General features: G+C 35.0%; 10 protein-coding genes. 9 read left to right on the top strand and 1 reads right to left on the bottom strand.

What is annotated here, in order from left to right; all coding sequences use genetic code 11:
* Window positions 1-229: 229 nt before the first annotated feature.
* The 9 genes from BG05_RS23180 to BG05_RS23140 all read left to right on the top strand — a co-directional run bounded on the left by BG05_RS23180 (window position 230) and on the right by BG05_RS23140 (window position 9,633).
* A complete protein-coding gene (locus BG05_RS23180) occupies window positions 230-1,423 on the top strand; it encodes an acyltransferase family protein (protein ID WP_002186269.1) in 1,194 nt (397 codons plus the stop codon).
* Window positions 1,424-2,167 carry a YveK family protein gene (locus tag BG05_RS23175; RefSeq protein ID WP_002186268.1) on the top strand — a complete coding sequence of 248 codons (744 nt, stop codon included), beginning with the start codon at window positions 1,424-1,426 and terminating at the stop codon, window positions 2,165-2,167. It abuts the gene before it with no gap.
* Window positions 2,154-2,774, top strand: a complete 621-nt coding sequence (locus BG05_RS23170; RefSeq protein ID WP_002186267.1) for a CpsD/CapB family tyrosine-protein kinase — start codon at window positions 2,154-2,156, stop codon at window positions 2,772-2,774. Before BG05_RS23175 ends, BG05_RS23170 begins: the two co-directional genes overlap by 14 nt.
* Before the next feature lie 18 nt (window positions 2,775-2,792).
* Window positions 2,793-3,431, top strand: a complete 639-nt coding sequence (locus BG05_RS23165; RefSeq protein ID WP_002030867.1) for a sugar transferase — start codon at window positions 2,793-2,795, stop codon at window positions 3,429-3,431.
* Between the two features lie 83 nt (window positions 3,432-3,514).
* Window positions 3,515-4,951, top strand: coding sequence for an oligosaccharide flippase family protein (locus BG05_RS23160; RefSeq protein ID WP_002141066.1), 1,437 nt, complete (start codon window positions 3,515-3,517; stop codon window positions 4,949-4,951).
* Window positions 4,952-4,954: 3 nt separating this feature from the next.
* On the top strand, window positions 4,955-6,169 hold the full coding sequence (locus BG05_RS23155) for an O-antigen ligase family protein (protein WP_002141067.1): 1,215 nt from the start codon (window positions 4,955-4,957) through the stop codon (window positions 6,167-6,169).
* Window positions 6,144-6,944, top strand: coding sequence for a glycosyltransferase family 2 protein (locus BG05_RS23150; RefSeq protein ID WP_002186265.1), 801 nt, complete (start codon window positions 6,144-6,146; stop codon window positions 6,942-6,944). Before BG05_RS23155 ends, BG05_RS23150 begins: the two co-directional genes overlap by 26 nt.
* Complete coding sequence (locus BG05_RS23145) at window positions 6,941-7,993, top strand: glycosyltransferase family 4 protein (protein ID WP_002186262.1); 1,053 nt, start codon at window positions 6,941-6,943, stop codon at window positions 7,991-7,993. Before BG05_RS23150 ends, BG05_RS23145 begins: the two co-directional genes overlap by 4 nt.
* Before the next feature lie 92 nt (window positions 7,994-8,085).
* A complete protein-coding gene (locus BG05_RS23140) occupies window positions 8,086-9,633 on the top strand; it encodes a glycoside hydrolase family protein (protein ID WP_002186261.1) in 1,548 nt (515 codons plus the stop codon).
* 299 nt (window positions 9,634-9,932) lie between these two features.
* On the opposite strand, the gene BG05_RS23135 is transcribed toward BG05_RS23140, so the two are convergent.
* The gene (locus BG05_RS23135) at window positions 9,933-24,965 is read right to left on the bottom strand and encodes a DUF7507 domain-containing protein (RefSeq protein WP_003188384.1); all 15,033 of its coding nucleotides are present in this window, start codon (window positions 24,963-24,965) and stop codon (window positions 9,933-9,935) included.
* Window positions 24,966-25,041 lie beyond the last annotated feature (76 nt).

Genomic DNA, 25,041 nt, shown 5'->3' with positions numbered 1-25,041 from the left:
ATAGTGTTTTTCTAACAATATTACCCATTTTTTGAGGTTGAAATTGGTATATACCAATTTTTAAGATTCGCTATTCATAATATTACAAAAAATGTTACAATACACTCAAATTTATACTATAAAATCATTTTAATATGAAAAATTGGAATGAAAAGAAAGGAGAGGAATATGAATAATGATGTCGCTTTGAAATGATTATTATCATTTCATTAGGAGTTGATGTAAAACGATGGAGAGGCATGAAGAACTGGATTCTATAAGAGGAATTTCTTCATTGGTAGTAATGATTGGTCATTATTTGATGATTTTCTCAGCATTTCAAAATTACAGTTATGAAGATAATAAACCATTTGTTGTATATCTATTAAAAGAAACGCCTGCACGTCTTATTTTTAGTAGTGGTAACGAATCTGTTATTATCTTTTTTGTTTTGAGTGGATTTGTTTTGTATGAATCTATTCAAAAAACAAATAGTAGCTATGGATCATACCTTTTAAAACGTATATGCAGAATATACATTCCATATATTGTGGCAATAGTCATAGCTATTATATGCCAGACTACAATAAGTAAATATGGTATTTCTTATTTAAGCGAATGGTTTAATCGCTCATGGACGATTGAAAGTTCTTTAAGTCTAATAGCACAGCATGTTTTATTGGTTGGGAAATATAATACAGATACATATAACAGTGTGATTTGGTCACTTGTACATGAAATGCGAATATCTATAATTTTCCCGTTAGTTTTGATGGTTTGTTTACGCAAAACAGTAAGGGGTTCATTACTATCATTGTTTAGTTTTAGTATATGTTCTGTCGTGATATTATTTTTATTTCGCTCGAGTTTAACATTAACAAGCTATGTATTAACGTTGCATTACACAGTGCTGTTTTTACTAGGAGCACTAGTTGCGAAGTATAAAAATAATTTAATAGCTTTTTATAGTAATTGTACTAAAAATACGAAAATTACATGGTTTTTATTTGCGATTTTACTTTATATGTATGAAGGGCTTATTGGAGAAATTAAAGTGCTCAATAATTTTATATTTCGAGACTACGTAGTAGCGATAAGCGCATGTCTATTTGTCATATTAAGCTTGTCAGTTTCAACTTTGTCGTCCTTACTGCATAATAAATACTTGTTATATTTGGGGAAGATTTCTTACAGTCTTTATTTATACCATAACATATCTTTATTTTCTCTTATATACGTGCTCCATGAAATATTACCGTTACCTATTGTTTTAATTTTGTCGCTTATTCTTTCGCTTATACTAGCAACGATTTCGTATGTATTTGTAGAAAAATTTGCATTTAGAGTCGGAAAGTATGTCACAAAGCGAGCGGATAGAGAGAGGAAAGAGTTATTAGTAGAAAATGATGTGCAGGATGTTATTCAGACAAAGGCGGTGAAATAATTGAAGCAAGAAATGAGTATAAAAGATTTTCAACAGTTATTGAAAAGGAGATTCGTAACGATCATTTTGACGATGTGTTGTTTAACCGTTTCTCTAGTTCTTATTTCTATGTATGTGCTAAAGCCTTCGTATCAATATTCAGCGCAAATTCTTGTTGGAAATTTAGATGAGTTTAATAAGGAAAATACAGCGAATAAAACACAAGAAAATAAGCAACTTGTAACATCGTTTGTTGACATTTTAAAAAGTCCACTTATTATTTCGACAGTAAGAAACACTTTGAAATTAGAACAATCAAGTTATGAATTAGCACAAAAAATTTCGGTGTTGAATACGGACAACTCACAAATTGTTACTGTTACAGTAAAAGATTCGGATCCTAAAATCGTGAAAGAAATTGTAAAGTCATTGGCAGAACAATCTCAAAAAAGCTTTCAACAGTATACGAATGTACAGGGGGTAAAAATATTAACTGACCGAGAGTTACAGGAAGAAGCTGAAAAGCTGTTTCCGAAATTTCAACTTATCATTCCTATCTCTTTAATTGTTAGTTTTTTTGTTGGTGTAGGTTTAGCTGTATTTCGAGATTATTTTGATGAACGTATATACGTGGAACAGGATTTAGAGAAAATAACGACAGTCTCTGTTATTGGTCATATAAATATGAAACCGAAAAGAAAAAAGAAACCTACAGAGGTTGATAAGCAATCATCTATATATCGAGGTGAACATGTCGATGTTTAAGACAAAGAAAAAGCTGCCATTCGATCCGCATGATGCTCTGATGAAAGAGCAATTTTATACTATATATCATGAATTGAAAAAATCAGGAAAACGAGTATTCACAGTTAGCTCAACGAAGGATAGAGGTGTTGTTGCTTCACTTATAGTAAATATGGGATTAGTTTTTGCGGAAATGAAAAAAAAAGTATTACTTGTCGATATGAATTTTTCTGATCCTAAACTCCATCTACTATTACACAGCAACCATATGACAACAGTAAACGATATATTAAGCTCTTCCGCCTTAAATTATGAATCTTTTTCTAGTTCTTTTTCTGAATATTTATATTGTATTCCCGCAAAAAAAAATGTACATACTGGGACGCCCTTAGTTGCTATGGATGAATTTGATAATGTAATAGACAAGTGGAAAGTAGACTTTGATTATATTTTCTTTTATTCATCCGAAGTATTTGAGCTTCCTGCTACGTATATTATTGCGGAGAAATGTGATGGAGTAATTTTGGCAGTCAAAAAACGAAAAGATTCGCTGCGTACAGTGAAAAAAGTAATAGCGGACATAAAGAGGAAAGAATGTGAATTGCTAGGTATAGTTTTATATTCTTGAATTTGGGGGTAACGATCCATGATTCGTGAAACAAATCAAGCTAAGTTGTATGCTATTCCGGCTCAAGAAAAGGATAAGGTTTTGAATCGAAGTGTAAAACGCTTGTTTGATATTATATTTTCACTCATATTGTTACTTTTTACGATACCAATTATGTTGTTTTTTTGTATTTTGATTGCTTTAGAAACATCAGGGGCTCCAATCTATTTTCAAGAGCGTTTAGGAATCAATGGAAAGAGATTTTATTTATTTAAATTAAGATCGATGGTTAGCGATGCTGAAAAGAACGGACCACAATGGGCAAATGAAAATGATCCGAGAATTACAAAGGTTGGATTGTTTATAAGAAAAACGAGAATGGATGAATTACCACAACTTATAAATATTTTAAAAGGTGATATGTCTTTTGTTGGTCCTAGGCCAGAGAGAGAGTATTTTTATGAAAAATTCGAAGTTAATATTCCAGAATTCAGGCACCGTTTATTAGTAAAACCAGGGTTAACAGGGTGGGCACAAATAAATGGAGGATATAATCTTGATCCGAAAGAAAAGTTGGAATTGGATATGGAATATATTGAAGTGAAGACGATTAGAATGGATATTCGTATTTTATGTAAGACAGTTTTTATTGTATTGAATGGGAATGGCGCAAGATAAAAAACATAGTAAATATAGTTTTATGTAAATATTAAATTAATACACAACAAATATAAGTAGGTTACATGCAAAGGAGAACTGGTATGGGTAGATCCATTCTAAACAATATTGTACATCTATTTTATAGTACGATTTTAGCTAATCTTCTTCAAGCCATTAGCTTAATTGCTTTAGCCAACTTTTTTAATGCACAAAATTACGGGATGTTTAGTGTTGCGATAGCATTTACGTTTGTAATGTTATTTTTTACAGATTTAGGGCTTAGTAATACATTTCTTCGAGAAGGGGCAAAGGATGGAGTAGATTTAGGGACGATTGTATCTTCATACATAAAGATAAGGATACTTCTTCTTATTTTTATTTCTGTAATTGGTTATATAGCTATTCATTATGTGTACGAGGATAAGAATTTAATTTATATGATGTTAAACGTAATGTTCCTGATGTTAATAGGCCTTACATGTCAAAATATAGGGATTGCCTACTTTCAGCTTATGGAACGTATGAAATATATAGCACTAATTAAAGTTGTATCCGCAACAGTTGTCATTATAATTACATGCTTTTGCATTTTCGGGGAATTACCAGTGTATATAACAGCTCGCTTATATGGTTTTGGTTATATGATTGGCGGTTTATTTAGCATATACGTTATGAGAAAAAAGACGAACATTAATATGAAAGTAGCAATTCATAAAGGATTGTTTTGGAAATTAGGTCCTTTTATTGTTAGTGGGTTTTTAATAATGAGTACGCCACAATTAGCACCCATCTTACTCAATTATACATTACCATTAAGTATGGTGGGTGTTTTCGCGGTAGCTTATCGGATGCCAGCGGCTTTATATCAAGTGCCAGGGGTAATTGCAGGGGCATTTTTCCCAGTGCTCTTTAAACACTATAACCAGAATAATTTAGAAGAGCATACGAAATTAAATATGATTCAAATAAAATCAATGGCGGTCGTGGGAATATGTATGACGATAGGTTTATATAATTTAGCACCCTATTTTATTTCTATATTTTTTCATGCGGAATGGAGTAATGCAGTAGAGCCGCTCCAAATACTATCTTTTCTCATTGTATTACAAAGTTTAAATGTTGCTATTGCCGATGGTTTAACAACGAGTGGATTTCAAAATAAGAGAACTGCCGTACAGTGTGTTGCTTTAGTAATTGGCGGAATTATGCTATATAGCTTCAGTAGCATTGGTGGAGTTAGAGGAGCGGCTTACGCTATGGTTTTATTTGAAATAGTGGCTTTGATTGGATATACAGCAGTAAGTACAGTGAGGAAAAAAATTGTATTCCAAATTGTAATACCGTATACAATTTATTTTGGTGTAACTTTTATTGGAGTGCAATATGTATTAAAGACATATAATTTGATTGCACTTGTTCTTAATACGTTTATCGTAGTAGTTGGTATATTCCTATATGATTATGAGTTAAAAAAACTTATTCTTTCATTTATAAGAAAAATACGAGAAAAGGATTATATTACGAAGCAGGAGATATAGCCTATGGAAAATAATATGCAAATTTCAATGAAATGGACTTTTCTTCTAATCTTGTTTGTTATGTTAAGTAAATACAACATATATATAGGGTTTTCTTTGAAGATATATATGATTTTTCTAGTCATTTATTTTTGTTTAACAATTAAAGATTTTTATATTCGAAAGCTATATTTTCATGAAGTTGTATTTTTACTGTTTTATTTCATCTATTGTTTAAGTGGCATTCTTTCTATATATTTAAGTGCTAGTATTCGTATGATTTTCGGCGTATTACTTGTTTTAGGATGTTATTTTATTATGAGGAATTTACTAGGGAACACCGAAATAGTAGTGCTCGAGTCAGCCATTGTCTATGTAGGATTAGTATTTAATATTGTAAGTCTCATACTCTATATAGTTGGATTACAACATTTTGGATTATATGGCGGAGAAGAGAGAGAGATTTATGCTGGATTATTAGTAGATAGAGGATATCCGAGATTAATTGGATTATTAGATGATCCCAACATCTTTATTTTTTATAATACAATATTTTTTATGTATTATATGACAAATTTATATAATATCACCAACGTAATAGGATTGATTCTATGTGTTACAACGAGTTTATTAACTTTTTCAAGAGGTGGTATTTTAGCAATTGTGCTCGTTATTTTTGTATATGTATGCATGTCCAGTTTTGCCAAAAAAGTAAAAATAATAATGGGCTTAGTATTGTTTAGTGTTGTTATTTTTAGTTTAGCGAATGTAGTAATGGGTGGACAACTAGATGATATATTGAACGGTCGAATTTCTGATTTTTCACGCGATAATGGGAGTGGCAGATTTACACTATGGGAAGCTGCTTTCAAATATTTTTTATCTAATCCATATATCGGTATCGGTGCTTTTAATTTTTCGAATTATTATGAGTATCAGTTCAATGAAAAACTATATGTGCACAATACATTTTTAGAAATTTTATCTGAATCGGGTACAATTGGTTTTCTTTTATATAGCGCTTTTTTATGTATTTTAATGGTGAAGTTGACTAAGTATAACTTGTTTTGTGAAAAGCCATATCTTTTATTGACTATGATTGCATTTTTATTTCAGATGATGTCATTATCACTTATTATTAACGAAGCTTTCTTTCTATTTTTAGCAGTTGTTGTGAAGTACATTTCAACATATGAAGGAAGGGGAATGATAGATGGTAAAGTGTCTATCAGTACATAACGAGGTGCCTTGTATTTCTATAATAACACCTTCTTATAATAGTTTACGTTTTATTGGTGAGACAATCAGATCTGTGCAGAGTCAATCTTATAAAAATTGGGAAATGCTTATCGTTGATGATGCTTCAACGGACCACTCAGCTGTAAAAATTAAAGAGATGATAGAAGCGGATTCACGAATTCGGTTATTATCATTAGAAGAAAATATGGGTGCTGCTAAAGCTAGGAATATAGCGATTAAAGAAGCGAGAGGAAGGTATATTGCCTTTTTAGATAGTGATGATATTTGGCTACCCAATAAATTGGAGACGCAATTGTTATTTATGGAAGGAACGAATGTTGCGTTTTCGTATACGTCCTATAGTTTAATTGATGAAAATAGTAATGCCCTGAATAAAGAGGTGAACGTACCGGAATTTGTTGATTATCATTATTTAGTAGGAAACACAATTATTGGGTGTTTAACAGTGATGCTTGATCGTGAGAAGATTCCTTGTATTGAAATGCCCAGTGTGCAGCCTGAAGATACAGCGTTATGGCTACAATTGTTATATAAAGGATATGAAGCGAAAGGGATACAGCAGGTATTGGCAAAATATAGAATTGTTACAAATTCTGTTTCAAGAAATAAAATAAGGGCGGCCTTCCGATATTGGAAGCTGTTAAGAGCACAAAAACCACTTAATTCATTGCAAACCTTTTTTTATTTTAGTAAGTATGCTTATCATGCTTACAGAAAAAATAAAATCAATGTAGTTGGGAAGACGCAAGTATGAATATATTGTTGATGACAGATAAATTGATAACTGGGGGAGCCGAGAGTTACTTCTGTAAATTGGAAAACAATTTGCAATATGAAAACATTACGGTTTATACAGCTGCAGGTGAGGGAGAATTATATCAATCTCTTACTAGAAAAGAAAATTTCATGTTACTTAGTCGATGGAATCATTTGAGAAATATTCATTACTTACGAAAAGAGATTTATAAACGAAAGATAGAACTTATTCATGCAAATAGTTTGCGAATGGTATTATATGCTTTTCTACTTCAAAAGTTTATTAAAAGAAAGATAAAAATCGTGTATACGAAACATAATGTAACGATACTAGAAAAGAAAATGCCAATTCTTTTTCGTTATGTCATGAATAAATATGTGAACAATATTATTACAGTAAGTGAATTTGAAAAGAATAACTTAATTTCAATTCATGTAGCTGAAGAGAAAGTAAAGACAATTTACAACGGTGTGGATATTGAAAAATTTTTATTTCAGCAGAAAAAGAAAGAATCTACTTATAAAGTAGGTATATTAGCTAGATTATCCAAGGAGAAAAATCATCAACTATTTGTTAAAATTGCAAATGTGTTAAAAAAGAGAAATGATTTTATGTTTTATATTGCTGGTGATGGACCAGAGAAAGAATCTATTATGAAAGAAATAGAAAAATATGACTTGCAACAAAGTGTAAAGATGTTAGGAAATATTTCAGAGCCACATAAGTTTATAGGAAATATGGATGTATTACTTTTATTATCTTTTCGTGAAGTGTTTCCAATGGTAGTAATTGAAGCAATGGCTACAGGAACACCAATTGTTTCAATAGATGTCGGCGGAATAAATGAAGCGGTAATAGATGGAGAATCAGGTGTTTTAATATCTGAATATTGCGAATGTGAATTCGCAGACGTGCTGGAGGAATTACAAGGAAATGAAGAAAAGGTGAATGATATTAGAGTGAAAGCGCGAGAAAAAGCGGAAAGAAATTTCTCGTTAACTAAAATGGTAGAAGAAACGAAGGATATATATGAATTAAACAAATGACCGTGGAGGTCGTTTGTTTTTTTTATGATACAAACTTTTAAGAGAGAACTCACATATTATATGAAAAAGGCAATATGAGGAGTGAATTTATTTTGTCAGAATATATTTCTTCACAAGAGGAGTGTGCGCCAGAAAATAGTGTTCATATTGATTGCTTTGGTGCAGTTCCGAATTCAGGAAGTGATAGTTCGTTAGCGATTCAACAAGGGATTAATTATTGTGTAGCGAACCGAATTTCGACGGTAAGAATTACAGGGGTTAATACGTATAAAATATTGAAGCCGATTGTTATTAAATCCAACGTAAGATTAGAGTTAGATCCTACCGTAACGCTGCAAATTGATGGAGATTTTAATGCGTTTGAGTTACAAAGTAATGCTTCTATAACTGGCGGTACTATTCAAGTTATTAATCAAGTATTTCAGTCATCTGTTATTTATGTTTCCGGTTCACAACAAATAGAAGTGCCTAATCAATCTGTCATATCAAATATAAATATAATAAATACCACACCATCATATAAAGGAAAAGCTATACATTTTTATTGTCAAAAAGCGTGGGATTATATTAGTTTCTTTCAAGTTAACTATGTTCAAGTTAAAAATTTTCAAACTGCAATATATTTAAAAACGGAATATGTAGACAATATAAATACACCTTGCTGGATTAACGCAAATGTATTTCAATCTATATTTATTGATGGATGTCAGTATGGAATAGAAGTAGATGGGAATAGTGATTTACCAAATGAAAGTTCAGGAAATACGTTTCATGATATTCAAGTGCAATGTAGACAACAAACGAAAAAAGCAATTCGTTGTTCAGGTGCTTATAATACATTCAACTGTATGATTTGGGATACGTACAGGATGAGTAGTGAACAAATAGCAATTGAATTTTCTTCCAATTCCCATCGTAACTACCTTTTTTCAAATTTACTTTCAACAACTATTGTAGATAACGGACAATACAATGTTTGTAAGTCTACTTATGAAGAATCACTTCGGATTCAGTTACCTTTGACGCTGAATAAACCACATTTAATAGGAAATCAAGATGATATTTTAGTAAATGCTCAGCTGAAGTATAGTGTCAAGCAAGTAAGTGGGAAATTACCTTACGGAGGAAATATCGCTAATTGTTTTAATTTAATAGATGAACAAAGTGTGAATTATATTGATGTTCCAGATAGTAATCCAGTTGTTATTGAATTGGACTTTACGAAAAATCCGATCAAAATGTTGAATTGTATTGGGATGTACTTTGGATGGGGAGAGAGCCCAAAGAAAATTAAAATTGAATATGCATTAAGTGCAACTGGGAGTTGGATTATCGCGGCAGATGTTCCATTAAATGTTGGAGATACAGTTATATCGAATATGAAAGCTAATCAGTTATATAAAGTAAGAATTACATTGAGTGGTTACTCTCAAGACCATAAGCGTTTTCGAATTAATCGTATTTTTGCAAGGTCTTCTATGGAAAATGGAAATGCTTGGTTAGCGACAACTGGCGGAAGAATGTTTGGAGATATTGAGCTGGAAGCGAGTCAAGGTGTAATTATGAAGACTGCTAGTGGAGCGAAATGGAAAGTTACTATTAATGAAGTTGGTCAGCTTATTACGACTAAAATAACGTGAGATGATCCTGTCTTTGTATAATTTTGGACGAGTACTAGGCGACGTGATAAAGTGAAACTTTAATCAGTGGGGTTTTGTCCATCCCCCACTGATTATTAGCCCGCATTAATGGGGCTTTTACGGGCAGCCCGACTCCACCTAACTTCCTCGCATTCGCCGAATTTTGAGGTGGGAGCCTTACTACCCGCAAATAGCGGGATAAATTCAATTTAAAAGAGAAATGTGTAGTCTGTGGAATGAAAAAAAGATTGTAATTTGGTCCAAATCAACCAAAATACAATCTTTTTTGTTGTACTGAATTACTGCCACCAAATCCAAGTCCAAAAGTAATTTCGTATATTTCGAGGAGTAATGCGTATGAAACGTTCACCGTCAAAGAAACAATTTAAATTTGGAAGTGTTTCATCTGGATTTTCTGGAATGAAGGTGACGATATTTTCGTTACTTGTAATGGTTACTGTGATTGGTGGATCGGTAGGAGAGACTTGAAGTTGTAAAGAAACGTTTGCCGTGTTTTTAAATTCATTATTAATAGGGGGACTTATCACTTGTACTGTGAATAACACGATAATTGTTTCGTTCGGTTCCAAATTAGTAGCGACTAGGAAACCGATATTCGGATTCGCTAGTGGAGAGCGTTCCCCATTAATGAAGACCGTACCGTTCATAAATTGTAAACCTGCTGGAATGGTGTCTTGTAATGAAATATTTGAAAGTGAAATCTCGGAAGTATTCGTAATACGCACTGTATAATCAAAATATTGGTTTAAATAAGCAGAGCTGACGGAAGCATTTTTTATCACTGCTGCCGTTATAAATTGAACTGGTATACGAACAATATTCGAATTGACAATGAAAATAATAATTGGATCCTGTGGTGTCAATTGGAAAGCAGCTGTAACTGTTGCGGAATTGATAATTGTACTGTTTGAAGGGATAGAAGTTACGAGAACTTTAAATGTTATAGTTGCTACTCCATCTGCCGATAAGGAACCAATGTTAATACCAGTGTCTGGTCGAATATTTGGAACCGGAGTACCGTTAATTGTTACACTGTTTTCTATAAATGTTGTACCAGCTGGAATCATATCTAAAACGGAAGTACTTACTGTAGGAATTGGGGAATGATTAAATACGTCTAGTGTGAATGTAATAATATCCCCTATAACGACAGAAGATTTGTCAGCATTTTTCTCAATGCGCACCATTGGATCAACGATCGTTGTTGTAACGGTATTTGTTTGCTTTGTAATTGTAATAGGTGGTTCATTCGGATCAATGGTAACAGTATAGGAAACAGAAGCGTCGTTATTGATAGCAGTTTGAAGAGTCGAAGAAGATATTGTTACTTGGAACGTAATGACAACAGATTCATTAGGAGCAAGCTTTCCTAATGGAATACCATTTTCAGGATTCGCATTAGGCTGATTGATCCCGTTAATCGTAACACTGCCAGTAATGAAAATTGTATCTACTGGTACGGTGTCTATGGCAAGAAGGTCTTCAATCGTTACATTACCGCTATTAGTAATTGTAATTGTATACGTTAAAGTTTGACTAGGTAATGCATTCGTGGCATTAACAGATTTTATGGCAACGACATTATCATTTTGGACAGTTGTTGTGACAGTATTTGTTGTAGTCGTATTTGTAACAGGTAAGTTATTTGGATTGACTATATAGTTAAAAGTAGTAATTGCTTTGTTGTTGAGTTCATTTGGTGTTGGAATAGAAGTTACAGTTACTTGGAATGAAGCGATGGCATCTCCACCTACAATTATAGTACCAATTGGTATGCCGCTTACTGGATTAACTCCCGGAACAGTTTCTCCGTTTACAATGACACTATTTTCTATAAACGTAGTACCTTGAGGAATAATATCTTGAATGACTACATCATCTGCTGAAACATTACCAGTTTGATTTAGTGTAATCGTATACGTTAACGTATCACCGACCGTTGCAAATGCAAGGTCAACAGTTTTATTGCTATTTAAATTCGCGTGATGAATTTCTGTTACGGCAGCTGATGAAATAATAGTTTCGGTAATAGGTGGCCTATCTGGTACCGTGTATTCATATTCAATTGTACTCGTGTTAGAGATTGGATTTGTTTGCGGAATGGAAGTAACCCGGACTTGGAATAGAATAGTTGCTGTCGTATTAGGCGGAATGTTATCAATTGGTATACCGCTAAGTGGATTGTCATTTGGCCGAGCGTTGCCATTCACAATAACACTATTCTCTATAAAGCTCGTATTTGCTGGAATGATATCAGTAACGATAATGTTTTCTACTTGTATATTCCCATTGTTTGTGATGGAAATTGTGTAAGGGATGATAGTTTGTAGGTCAGCGTATTGGATAGGCGTTGTTTTTGTTGCAATTACATTAGCAGAAATAACTTCAGTGAAGGTAATATTACTAGTCGATATTTGTTCTTCACCATTAATTGTATAACGAGAAGTGGATTGATTTTGAATACGACCGCTAGCTGGAAGAGCTAACACAGTAACGGAAAACGTGACTGGGATAGAAATGTTAGGAGCAATCGTTCCTACAAGTATACCGGCACTTGGATTGGCGTTAAGCTGAGGAATATTATTTACTAAAACGCTACCGTTTATAAAGGTTGTTCCATCAGGAATATTGTCTGTAAATACAACCGCAGTAGCATCCGTATTCCCTGTATTCGTTAAAGTTGTTGTATAAGTTAAAATGTCACCAATCGTTACAGAAGTCAAATCAACAGTTTTCAGTGAAACGATATCAGCGTCATTAATTTGAACGAAAGTAGTATTGGAAGTAGTAGATTTTTGAATTGGTGCAAAGTCAGGATTGAAAATAAAGTCGTAGACGATGTTTGCAGTATTAGGTGTTGGATTTACAGCAGGTAAATTCGTAACGGAAACTTGGAATGTTATTGTTGTCGATTGACCTGACGCGATATTAGGAATGGAAAAGCCGATATTCGGATCTGCTGCAGGAATTATAGTATTGTTAACTATTACACTTCCAGGAATAAATACAGTTCCATCCTCGATAGTATCTGTAAAAAAGATGGAGTTAGTTGTAGTCAATCCATTATTTTGAATGAATACTGTATATTCAATGGTTTCATCAATGTTAGATAATACTTTATTAGAGGATTTTGTAGCGATAAGAATAGCATCAATAAATTGTATATTTGTAGTATTGGAAGAGGTCGTTTCTGAAATTGGTGGTAAGCTTGGGTCTGGTTGATACTCATAGTGAATGACGGCGATATTATTAATGTTATTTTGAGAAGGTATAGAGACTACATTTACTTGGAACGTAACAATAATCGTATTATTTGGAAGGATAATACCAAGATTGATACCGGTAATTGGATTTTCGTTAGGTCTTGGTATGCCATCTACAAGGATGCTATTTGGAACGAATGTGGTGCCAGCAGCAATTGCGTCAATAAGTAGTGCATTTGTAATAGCTACTGTACCAGCGTTTGTAACTGCGACTGTATATGTGATAATTTGGCCGATACGTGTAATGGATCTATTAGCGGATTTAATTGCACTAACATTTGCCGTCCGCACTTCAGTGTTTACTGCATTTGATAACGATCTACGCTGAATAATTGGAGAACTAGGGTCAATTTGGTATTCATATGAAGTGTCTGAAATGTTAATGACCGTATTGCCGGAAGGTATACTTGTAAGTTGTACTTGGAATGAAATAGTGACTGTTTCATTTGGTTGTATCGTGCCGAGAGTCACTCCGTTTTCAGGATTCGCGCCAGGCTGAATCACATTATTTATTGATAAGCTATCTTCAATGAATATCGTACCTTCTGGAATGTTATCAATGAACATAGTATTGTTAGCTGGAACGGTTCCTATATTTTGTAGTGTATTTGTATAGGTAATAATTTGCCCAATTGATACGAAAGTTACATCCGCGTTTTTAACAGAAATAATATTTGCATTTTGAAGTGATGTTGTAACAATGTTAGAATTTGCAGAGCAATTCACCGGTGGAGCTGTAGGAATACTTACATATTGATAAGTTGCTGAAGATTGATTTATAATTTCGGTTTCAGTAGGTGGATTGTTTGTTTGCACTTGAAATAGTATTGTTTTGGAACTGTTTGCTGGAATCGTTCCAATTGGTATTCCGTTTTCTGGATTTACACCTGGTTGCAGGACACCGTTAATTGTGACACTATCGGGAACGAATGTAGTCCCAGCTGGAATAGAATCTGTAAAAATAATATTTATTGCGTCAACATTGCCGATATTTTTCACTTCAGAAATATAAAGTATAGTTCCGCCAATATCTACAGTTATTGGATTGGACGTTTTTGTAATTGTCAATTGTGCTTGCACAAAATTTGTAATGACGATATTACTTGTAGATGTTTCAGTAATAGGCGGCTGGCTTGGATCTGGTTGAATTGTATATGTTGTATTGGCTTGATTTGTAATAGAATCTTGCGAGAATGAATTATTAATAAGAATTTGAAACGAAATAAGGTGAGTAGCGTTTGCTGCAAGGTTAGGCAAAGTAACACCTACGTTTGGATTGGCACCAGGTATAGCTGTTCCGTTAAGTGTAAAACTATTTTCTACGAATGTAGTCCCATTTGGAGTAGAATCTAAAAATGAGAGATTAGTTGTTGAGATATTTCCGTTATTTTCTAATGTTATCGTGTAGGTCAAAATATCGCTAGTTGTTGCTTGTTGTGCATTGACTGCTTTTAAAGAAATGATAGTCGCATCTGAAATTTGTGTGGATGCTGGATTAGAAGTAATTGTACGAGAGATGATAGGAGAGGTTGGATCGGCGATAAAAGTATAGTCAATACGGGCTGTATTAGAAATTGGATTCACGCTTGGAATGGATTGAACGATAACTTGGAATGTGACGGTGACAATTTCTGACGGCGCGATGGCGTTTAATGGTATCCCTACGTTTGGATCGGCACCTGGAACGGAAACGCTATTAATGGTCACGCTATTAGGAATAAATGTAGTTCCTTCTGGGACCAAATCTGTTAAATTAACTGTATTTGCAGTTGTATTTCCGTTATTTTGAACGACTACTGTGTAAGTGATTGTACCGTTAGTAGATTGTACGAGAGAATCTGTATTTTTAATTACGGATAACGATGCATCAACGACAGCTGTATTAACCGTATTAGATGAGGATGTTGCTGTAACTGGAGGTTGACTTGGATCGACAATATACGTGTAACTTGTAATGGCTTGATTTATAATCGCCCCTTGCGGTGGAATAGAACTTGCAAGAAATTGGAACGTAATAGTAGCAAAATCACCTGGTGCGATAATACCAACTGGAATACCGAGAGTTGGACTTGCATTTGGAAGTGACATTCCATTTAACGTAACGCTATTTGGAACGAATACTGCACCTACAGGAACTCCGTTTATGAGCAATACAGAATTTGCAGGGAAATTTCCGGTATTTGTTAATGTTGCTGTATACGTAATTATATCTCCGATGGATACGATTGATCGATTTGCTTCTAAAACAGTAGTAACGGTAGCGTTATTAATTTGTGTTGAAGCGCCATTAGAATTTATTGTGCTTGTAACAGGAGGAGCTGCCGGGTCAACAATGAATGTGAATTGAATAGATCCAACGTTTGTAATTGGGTTTGAAGGTGGAGTAGATGCAACCATGACTTGGAAAGTAACAGTTAAGGAACTGTTCGTACTAACGGTTCCGATATTAACCCCGTTATTTGGATCTGCCCCTAGAATGATACTTCCATTTACAGAAAAACTATTTTCAACAAAGGTCGTTCCAGCTGGAATAAGATCTGAGAAATTTAAATTCGTAGCGTTTGTATTGCCGCTGTTTTGAATCAAAACTGTATAAGTGATTGTGTCTCCGATATTTGCAAAGGCTGTATTAGCAGTTTTTACAGCTGAAAGTATTGCTGAATTAATAGAAGTAACGAAGATGTTCGTTTCCACATTGCCAGGCTGGGCTTGTAATGAATTGCCTACGTTATATTGGAAGTTAACAAATCCTAAGTTTTGGAGTTCAGGTGTGAACGTTGTTGGATTGCTTACAATTTGAACTTGGAATATGATTGTTACGATTTGATTTGGAGTTATTGTATTTATGCCAACACCGCTAATAATAGAAGCGGATGGTAATGGAGTGCCATCAACAACAACTGATCCTGCAACAAATTGTGTCCATGTTGGTAAAGGATCTGAAAAAATAACGTTGTTAGCAGGAATATTTCCTGTGTTCGTAATAGTAGTTGTATACGTAATCGTATCACCGATAGTTGCAAAAGCTTTATCTCCTATTTTAATAGTGTTTAAAATAGCACTTTCAATTTTTGTTGTAACGCTGTTAGAAGTAATATTTTTTGAAACTGGAGGATTTGCTGGATTAACGATATGGTGGAAGCTAACGCTAGCTTGGTTGGAAATTGGATTTATAGGCGGAATTTCATTGGCATTAATATGAAATGCTACGATGACAGATTGGTTTGGCGCGATATCACCAATTGGAACACCTGTAATTATATTTGCATTTGGGATGCTAATTCCGTTAAGTGTAAAACTATTCGGTTCAAAGGAAGTTCCGGCTGGAATAAGGTCGGTAAAAATAACATTCGTTGCACTAACATTTCCGCTATTTGTAATTGTAACGGAGTAGACGATATCCTGCCCGATATCTACCGTTTCCGCATTTGAATTTTTTTGTGCAGTAAGGATAGCGCTATTAATTTGGGTTGTCGTTGTATTCGATTGAATGGAAGTTGTAATAGGTGACTGGCTAGGATCAACGACATAATGATATGTGGTAGAAGCAAAATTAGAAATTGGATTAAGTGTTGGAAGTGTAGTAACAGTTGCTTGGAATGTAACGATTGCCGTATTACCCCCATTAATTGAACCTATGTTTACACCAGTAGACAAATCAGCGTTTGGAATGGTTTGCCCATTAACTGTGAAACTGTTTGGAATGAAACTTAAATTGCTATCAAGAATATCGATAATAGTTACATCAGTTGCAGCCACATTCCCTGTATTAGGAAGGTTAAGTGTAAATGTTATTGTATTACCAACATCCGCAAAAGTAAGATTTGCTGTTTTTGTACTAATAATATTTGCGTTGTTTATTTGAAGAAGTGTAGTGTTGGAGCTAGCTGTATTCGATACCGGCGGATTACCTGGATCAACAGTAAACTCATATGTCGTTGATGCTGTATTCGGTGCTGGATTAATAGGTGGAATGCTGTTCACTGTAACTTGAAAGACGATACTATATATTTCATTTGGTGGAAGTGCTGCAAGTAATACACCTGTATTTGGATCCGCATTAGGTTGTAAAATGCCATCGACAGTTAATGTGTTAGGAATAAATGTGAGTCCACTTGGTAATACATCTGTGAATACAATATTAGTTGCATCCGTATTGCCTACATTGGCAATAGAAGTAGTGTAAAAAGCAGTTTGCCCGACATCTGCAAAGGATAGACTTTCATTTTTCGTCATAGATAATATAGCTTCTCTAATTTGTGTTGAAACAGGATTACTAATTGAAGTTTCTGCATCAGGCGGTGAGACTAATTGGTACGATGTCGATGAGAAATTTACAATTGGATTTTCAGTTGGTAATGAGGTCACGTTTACTTGGAAGGAAACATTTACTGTAGACCCAGCTGTTATAGGCCCAATATTTACACCGTTCGTTGGGTCCGCACCACTTTGAGAAACCCCGTTAATAGAAAATGAGTTTGCAATAAATGTAGTTCCGCTCGGCATTGTATCTGAGAAAATAACATTTTGTGCGGATGAGTTTCCATTGTTTGTTAAAGTAACAGTATAGGTGAGTGTGTCTCCAATACGACTAAAGGATTTATCGACTTGTTTTAATGAAAGAATGGTAGCTGTGTTAATTGTAGTGAACACTGTGTTTGAAGTAACATTTCTTGAAACAATTGGTGCATTTGGATCAGCGATAAATGTGTAAGAAGCAGTAGCGGAGTTGGCAATGGGATTTTGAACAGGGGTGGAAGTAGCGGTAACTTGAAATGCTATAGATATTGAGCTGTTAGGAGCAATTGATCCAATCGTTATACCTGTATTAGGATTAAGACCAATTTGTGTGATGCCATCTATTGTAATGCTATCAGTAATAAACGTTGTACCATCTGGAATAAGGTCAGTGAAAGTAATATTAGTTGCATTTGTATTACCACTATTCTTTAAAATGGTCGTATAGGTAATGGTATCACCTAGTTTTACAAGCGTTTGATCGACTGATTTTACCATCGTTATCATGGCATCTAGTACAGGATTTGTAACGATATTCGTTGAAGTAGAAGTTGTAATAGGAGCTCCGCTTGGATCAACAGTATAAGAATATAAAATTGTGTCATTATCCATAATCGAGCTTGAAGGGGGAATAGAAATAACATTTACTTGGAAAGTAACAGTTACTGTTTCACCGGGTGCGATATTTGGTAAATTTAATCCAAGTGCTGGTTGCGCACCAGGTTGCTGAACTCCATTTACTGTAACTGAATTTGGTATGAATGTAGTGCTAGCTGGAATAGCGCTTGTGAATGTTATATTCGTTGCTGCTGTATTCCCTGTATTTGTAATAGTAGTGGTATACGTAATCGTATCTCCAACAGACACTATAGATTTATCAGCACTTTTTGTTGTAGTTAATATTGCACTATTTATTGTCGTAGTAACGGTATTAGATGAAACGGTTTGTGTTATAGCGGGTTGACTTGGATCAACAATATGCTGAAATTGTATAGAACTAGAATTAGAGATTGGATTTATACTTGGAATGTTTGTTACAAGTACGTTTATCGTAATAGTAGCCGTGCTACCGGGATTTATATTTCCAATCTGAATTCCAATCGCTGGATTTCCAATTTGCTGTGTACCAGAATCGCTTGTAAGAGTCCCGGAAATAAATGTCGTTCCATCAGGCAAAATATCCGTGAAAATTATATTTTGTGAAGTGACATTTCCAGGGTTATTTAATGTAATTGTATAAGAAATTGTATCGCCGATCGTTGCGAAGTTTTTATCCGAGGATTTAACCGCTACAATTTCCCCGGAATTTATTTGTGTCGAAACAGAATTGGATGTTGTACTTCGTGAAACGAGTGGTAAATTAGGTCCTGTCATAAATTGATAATTAATAGAAGCACCGTTTACAACCGGTGAGTTTGGTCCCCCAGGCCCAATTGTGAAAATTGGATTTGGAATACTAACTACTTGCACGCGGAAGGTGACGTTTATAAAATCTCCTGCAATAATATCTCCAATTGGTATCCCATTCGCTGGATTTACTCCAGGTAATAAAACCCCACCTACTCGAACGCTATCTTCTATAAATATTGTATTATTTGGAATCGGATCTGTAAAAATGATATTAGTAGCAGTCGTGTTCCCTATATTTTCTAATAAAACAGTATACGTTAAAAATGAATTTCCAGGTGCTACGTCAGAAAAGATACGATCCACACTTTTCGTTGCTTGAATGATTGCTTCATTTATTTGAACTAAGACCGGATTACTAGTAGCCGTTTCTGTAACAGGCGGCTCGGTAGGGTCAATAATGATAGAGTATGTTGTACTAGATTGGTTCATCGTAGGGTTTGAATCTGGTATTGAACCGACAATAGCTTGGAAGCTGATGGTTGTCGTTCCTCCAACTGGAATTGGGTCTAAAGGAACCCCGTTATCTGGCCTAAATCCGAGTTGTGGGGTGGTATTAATTTGTACGCTATCAGGAACGAATGAAAGTTCAGGTGGTAATATATCGATAAAAACAGGTGTGTTTGCAGTTGTATTTCCGTTATTAGTGAGAGTAGTTGTATACGTAATTGTATCGCCAACAGCAGCAAATGCACTGCTCGCAGTTTTTGTTGCGATAACGGAAGCAGTATTTACTTGTGTAAAAGTTTTATTGGATTTAACTGTTCGTGAAACAGGTGGTTCATTAATATCTACAATAAAACTATATTGAAGCGATGATTTATTAGGGATTGGATTAGGATTTGGAATCGTTGTAATGTTTACTTGAAAGCTGAGTATAACTGATGCATTTGAATTTATGTTACCGATATTGATACCATTTTGTGGATTTGCATTAGGAATGGTTGTTCCATTTACTGTAAAACTATTTGGAATAAACGTTGTACCATCTGGAATTAAATCTGTAAAAATAACATTGTTTGCGGTAGTGTTACCGGAATTAGTAATGGTAGAAGTGAAAGTAAGTGTATCTCCAATAGTAGCGAATGTTGAATTGACAGTTTTATTTATAGATAGAGTAGCATCAATAATTGGAGTAACCGTTGTGTTTGTAATTGTACTACCAACAGCAGGTGATTGGTTTGGGTTCACTGTATATTCATAATTTACAAGGGCATTATTTGTTAATGTGCCACTAGGCGGTATCGCTAAAATTTGTGCTTGAAAAGCAATAAATACAGTATTACCTGGTGGAATATCTGCTAAGTGAATACCAAGTGATGGATCTAATCCTGGTTGTGGAACATTATTGATAGTTACGGAGTTTTGGATAAATGAAGCTCCTGCGCCAAGCCCATCCGTTAAAACATTTGCACTAGCAGGGATATTACCTGTGTTTGTAACTGCAATCGTATAGGTAACGATATCTCCAATTGCAGCTGTCGGTGTATTCACTGATTTAGTAGCGACGATCGTAGCGTTATTAATTTGAGTTGTTATTACGTTACTTAACGCATTGGCGGATGCTGGAGGTAAGTTAGGATTTACGACATATTGGTACGTTGTATTACTTTGGTTCGGGATTGGATTTGGACTAGGGATGGAATTTACTATTACTTGAAATGAGATTGTTGTATTTGTATTGGGGTTTATTGGATCAATTGCTACGCCATTTGCTGGATTTATATTAGGGAGTGTAGTACCATTTACTGTTACACTATTTGGAATAAATGAAGTCCCACTTGGAATGGCATCTGTAAATACTATATTTGATGCAAGTGTATTCCCGTTATTTGTTAAAGTAGTCGTGTACGTAATAATATCATTTACGTTAGCAAACTGTTTATCTGCAGATTTTGTAGCGGCAATTGAGGCGTTATTAATAGTTGTCTGTACCGTGTTAGAAGCCACCATCTGCATTACAGCTGGCTTGGATGGATCGTACGTATATTGGAATGTTGTGCCTGATTGATTTGTAATCGGATTTACAGCAGGGATAGTTGGTACAAGAACCTGGAATGCAACGGTTCGTGATGAATTCGCTCCTATCGTACCGATAAAAATACCGTTAGCAGGATTTGCATTTGCTATAGGGACATTGTTAATCGTTACAGTATTAGGAATGAACAGGGTACCCGCTGGAATGATATCTGTAAACGTTACATTAGAAGCAGGGATATTCCCGTTATTTGTTAAAATAGTCGCATATAATATGACATCACCAACATCAGCGAAATTTGTGCTCGCTAGTTTTGTAGCAACAATATTAGCAGTATTAATTTGTGTAGTTACTATATTACTAGTAGCGTTTTTCACAACAACAGGTAAATTTGGATCAGCGATAAAGTTATATTGAAGTGAAGCGCTATTTTGAATTGGATTTGGTGAAGGTAGCCCATTTGCACTTATTTGAAAAACAATCGTTGTAAAACCACCTGCAGGAATGGAGCCGACTTGAAGGCCGGTACTTGGGTCTGCACCTAGCTGTAAAGCGCCACCTATAAAAATACTATTTGGTACGATAGTGGTACCGGGAGGGATTATATCGGTAACAACAACATTGTTTGCTGTAGTATTGCCAAGGTTAGCTAAGGAAATTGTATATGTGATTGGTTGCCCGACATCGGCAATAGTTAAATCTACCTCTTTGACAATAACTACATTTGCTAAATTAATTTGTGTACTTACAGTATTACTTAAAGATGTTTCTATAATTGGTGGATCACCTGGATTTAGAACGAAACTATACTGTGTACTCGATGAATTAGTTGTTGGATTTTGGGCTGGTAAAGCAGTGACAGTTACTTGATAAGAAACGGTAATTAATCCGCTAGCAGGAATAGAAGGTAACAGGACACCGATATTTGGATCTGCATTGTTTTGCAAAACGCCATTAATAAGAAAAGTATTTGGAATAAAGGTAGTACCATCTGGATTTATATCTATGAAAGTAGGATTATCAGCAGAAACGCTTCCTGCATTCGTTAAAATAACGGTATAAGTTAATATATCTCCAACAGTAGCGAACTCTCGATCCACTGATTTTGCCGAAATTACATTTGCATCATTAACTTGGATAAATGTAGTGTTTGTAGTTGTGTTTGTACTTACAGGAGAAGCGTTTGGATCAACGATAAAGTTATAGGAGATGGAAGCGCTATTCAAAATAGGATTAGGATTTGGAATACTAGTTATTAATATTTGGAATGAAGCTGTAATTGTAGCATTAGCATTGATGCTACCAATATTGATGCTAGCTGGTGTTGCGCCCGGCTGAGTAACACCGTTAACTATAACACTGTTCGGTACAAAGGAAGTGCCATTCGCAATGGAATCGGATAGTAATACATTGTTCGCTGTAACATTTCCATCGTTTGTAAGAGCAAAGGTGTAAGTTAATACATCTCCAACTTCCGCAAACGTTTGACTTACAGATTTATTAGCATGAAGATTTGCTAGTCTAATTGTTGATGTAACAGAATTAGAATTTGCTGTTTTTGAAGTTGGTGGCAGGCTTGGATTTACAGTGTAAATATAAGAGGAGAAAGCGTTATTAATGATAGGGTTTTGTGCAGTAATGTTAATGACTGTTACTTGGAAGGATAAGGTGAAAGTAGCTCCACCAGGAATTGTGCCGATAGGTAAAGCAACGAGAGAATCTACATTTTGCAAAACTCCGTTGAGCGTTACAGAACCTAATGTTAATATCGTTCCATTTGGAAGTGGATCTGTTAGTTGAACGTTATTGGCGGCCGTATTTCCACTGTTTGTAATAAGGATTGTATAACTTATCGTTTCGCCAATTGTGGCAAATTGTTTATTTGTAGACTTTGTTAATGTTAAATTCGCATTGTTAATTTGAGTAGTAACGACGTTAGAAGAAATGTTTTTCATAATGGGTGATTGGCTAGGGTTAACGGTGTACTGATAAGAAGCGCTTGATCCGTTAGATACGGCATTTGACGCGGGTATTGTGTTTACTACTACTTGAAATGAAACACTTTTGGTTGTGCCAGTTGGGATGGATCCTATGTTCACACCATTAGCGGGATTAGCGCCAACTTGTGTCGAGCCATCTATTGTTAAACTGTTTAGGACAAAAGTTGTTCCTGTAGGAATGACATCTGTAAAAATAACATTGTTCGCATTCGTATTACCTGTACCTGTAAAGGCAACAGTGTAAGTCAGGGTATCGCCAATATCTGCATAGTTTTTATCTACTGCTTTCGTCATTGTTACAGTAGCATTATTCACTTGAGTGGAGACAATATTTGTCGTATCAGTTCCACTTACTGCCGGCTGATTTGGTACAGGAATGTATTGATATGTTGTTGTACCACTATTTAATATTGGATTTGTTTGGGGGATAGAAGGAACGAATACTTGAAAGGAAATAGTAGTAGTAGAATTTGCAGCAATAGATCCAATTGATATACCATTAGCGGGATTTGCTCCAGCTTGAGTAACTCCGTTAACAGTTACACTCCCTGGAATGAAAGTAGTCCCGCTAGGAATCGAATCTGTATATATAACATTAGTTGCAGCGATATTTCCTATATTAGCTAAGGCAATACTGTAAGTTAATGTTTCACCAATATCGGTAAAAAGTTTGTTAACTGATTTTGTGCCATTAATATTTGCGAGGTTAATTTGTGTTCCTGCAGAGTTACTTGTTGCAAGACCGTTAAAAGTCGTTCCTCCGGCAATCGGTGTATATTGAAATGTAATATTCGCAGTGTTAGAGATAGGATTTTGACTTGGAAGAGAAACGACAGTCGCTTGGAAAGCTACTGTACGAGAAGAGCCATTATTAATTGTCCCCAGAGATATACCGGCGACCGGATTTGCGTTTGTTTGTGGTACGTTATCTATCGTTACGCTTCCAGGTATAAAGGAAGTACCGTTAGGGAGAACATCTGTAAAAGTAACGTTATTTGCAGGAAGAAGCCCGGTGTTAGGAACAGTAACTGTATAGGTTAGAATATCTCCAATTGTAGCGACACTTTTATTCACGCTTTTAGTTGCTTGTATATTAGGTGAGTTTATATTGATTTGTAAACCGACTGTATTTAACATATATGCATCCCCGTTAGTAGTTAAACGAATTGAGGCAGATACTTGGGAATTTGTTAAATAAGGAGAAATATCAATGGAAGTAATGTCCCATCCTTGTCTTCCAGCGGAGATATTTGTACTTGTAGAGGCACTCTGGTTTCGCGTTCCAAATGTACCAGTTGTATCTAAGTTCCCTGCAGCATTATTAATTTGAGAACCGAAGAAATTATTAACAGCATTATTTGGCCCAGATAATGCATTTAATGAACTGAAATTTGGTCCAAATAAAGCTTGATCCCCAGTTAAATCAGCATCCCCTTCAGTAGAACTTAAAAATAATCTCCCGCTTACAGGTCCCCCGGCAGGTGTTAAAAACCCTGAGACAGATACATCTGCACTACCGGTTTCTACAGAAACGCGGTTACCAGCTACGTAAATTGTTAAATTTCTTGCGGGTAAGGAACCGTTTTGATAAGCGACAATAAGCGTCCATCCTGCAGAATTAATGGCTCCATTAGAAGCGTCTAAAGGATCTACAAGTCCAGGAACAGAACCTGTTGTATAAGATCCAGATCCAGCAGCTTGAACGAGTGACGTTACATCCGCTGATCGTGTGTAAAATCCAAATGTGACAGATCCAGAAACGAATGTTTGATTTGAAGCTGTAACAGCCGAAGGGGTAATTGAGTATGTTGACACAGGTGTTGTAAAAGAAACGGGGTTTCCTAATACACTCGTAATGTTTTGATCCCGAGATAAATAGTTTCCACCCCAAACGAGTTCTGCGTAAAGAATAGTACTACCAGCAGGGATATTCAAAATAGCGGTAGAACTATTTTGTGTATAGTTTAACGTTGTACCTGCAGGAAAAGTAGTTACTTGTAAAGCGGTATTCGTAGTTACGAATGCACCAATTGCACCGATTGTACCAGCACGGTTTAGATTGCTAATTTTACTTAAACCTAGTGTGTTTCCTGTAATAGCGAGTGCGCCGTTAGTGGTGGTAGAAAATCGATTCGTAATGGGCATGTTGTCACCTCATTTACAATATAGTCTTGGTCAAAATAGGATATGTGTGTGAGTGATAAAGGGAAACATGTACAAG

Source organism: Bacillus mycoides, from assembly GCF_000832605.1.
Taxonomy (GTDB): Bacteria; Bacillota; Bacilli; order Bacillales; family Bacillaceae_G; genus Bacillus_A; species Bacillus_A mycoides.
The sequence above is the reverse complement of the archived record's forward strand: the minus strand, read 5'-3'. Positions and strand labels throughout refer to the sequence as shown.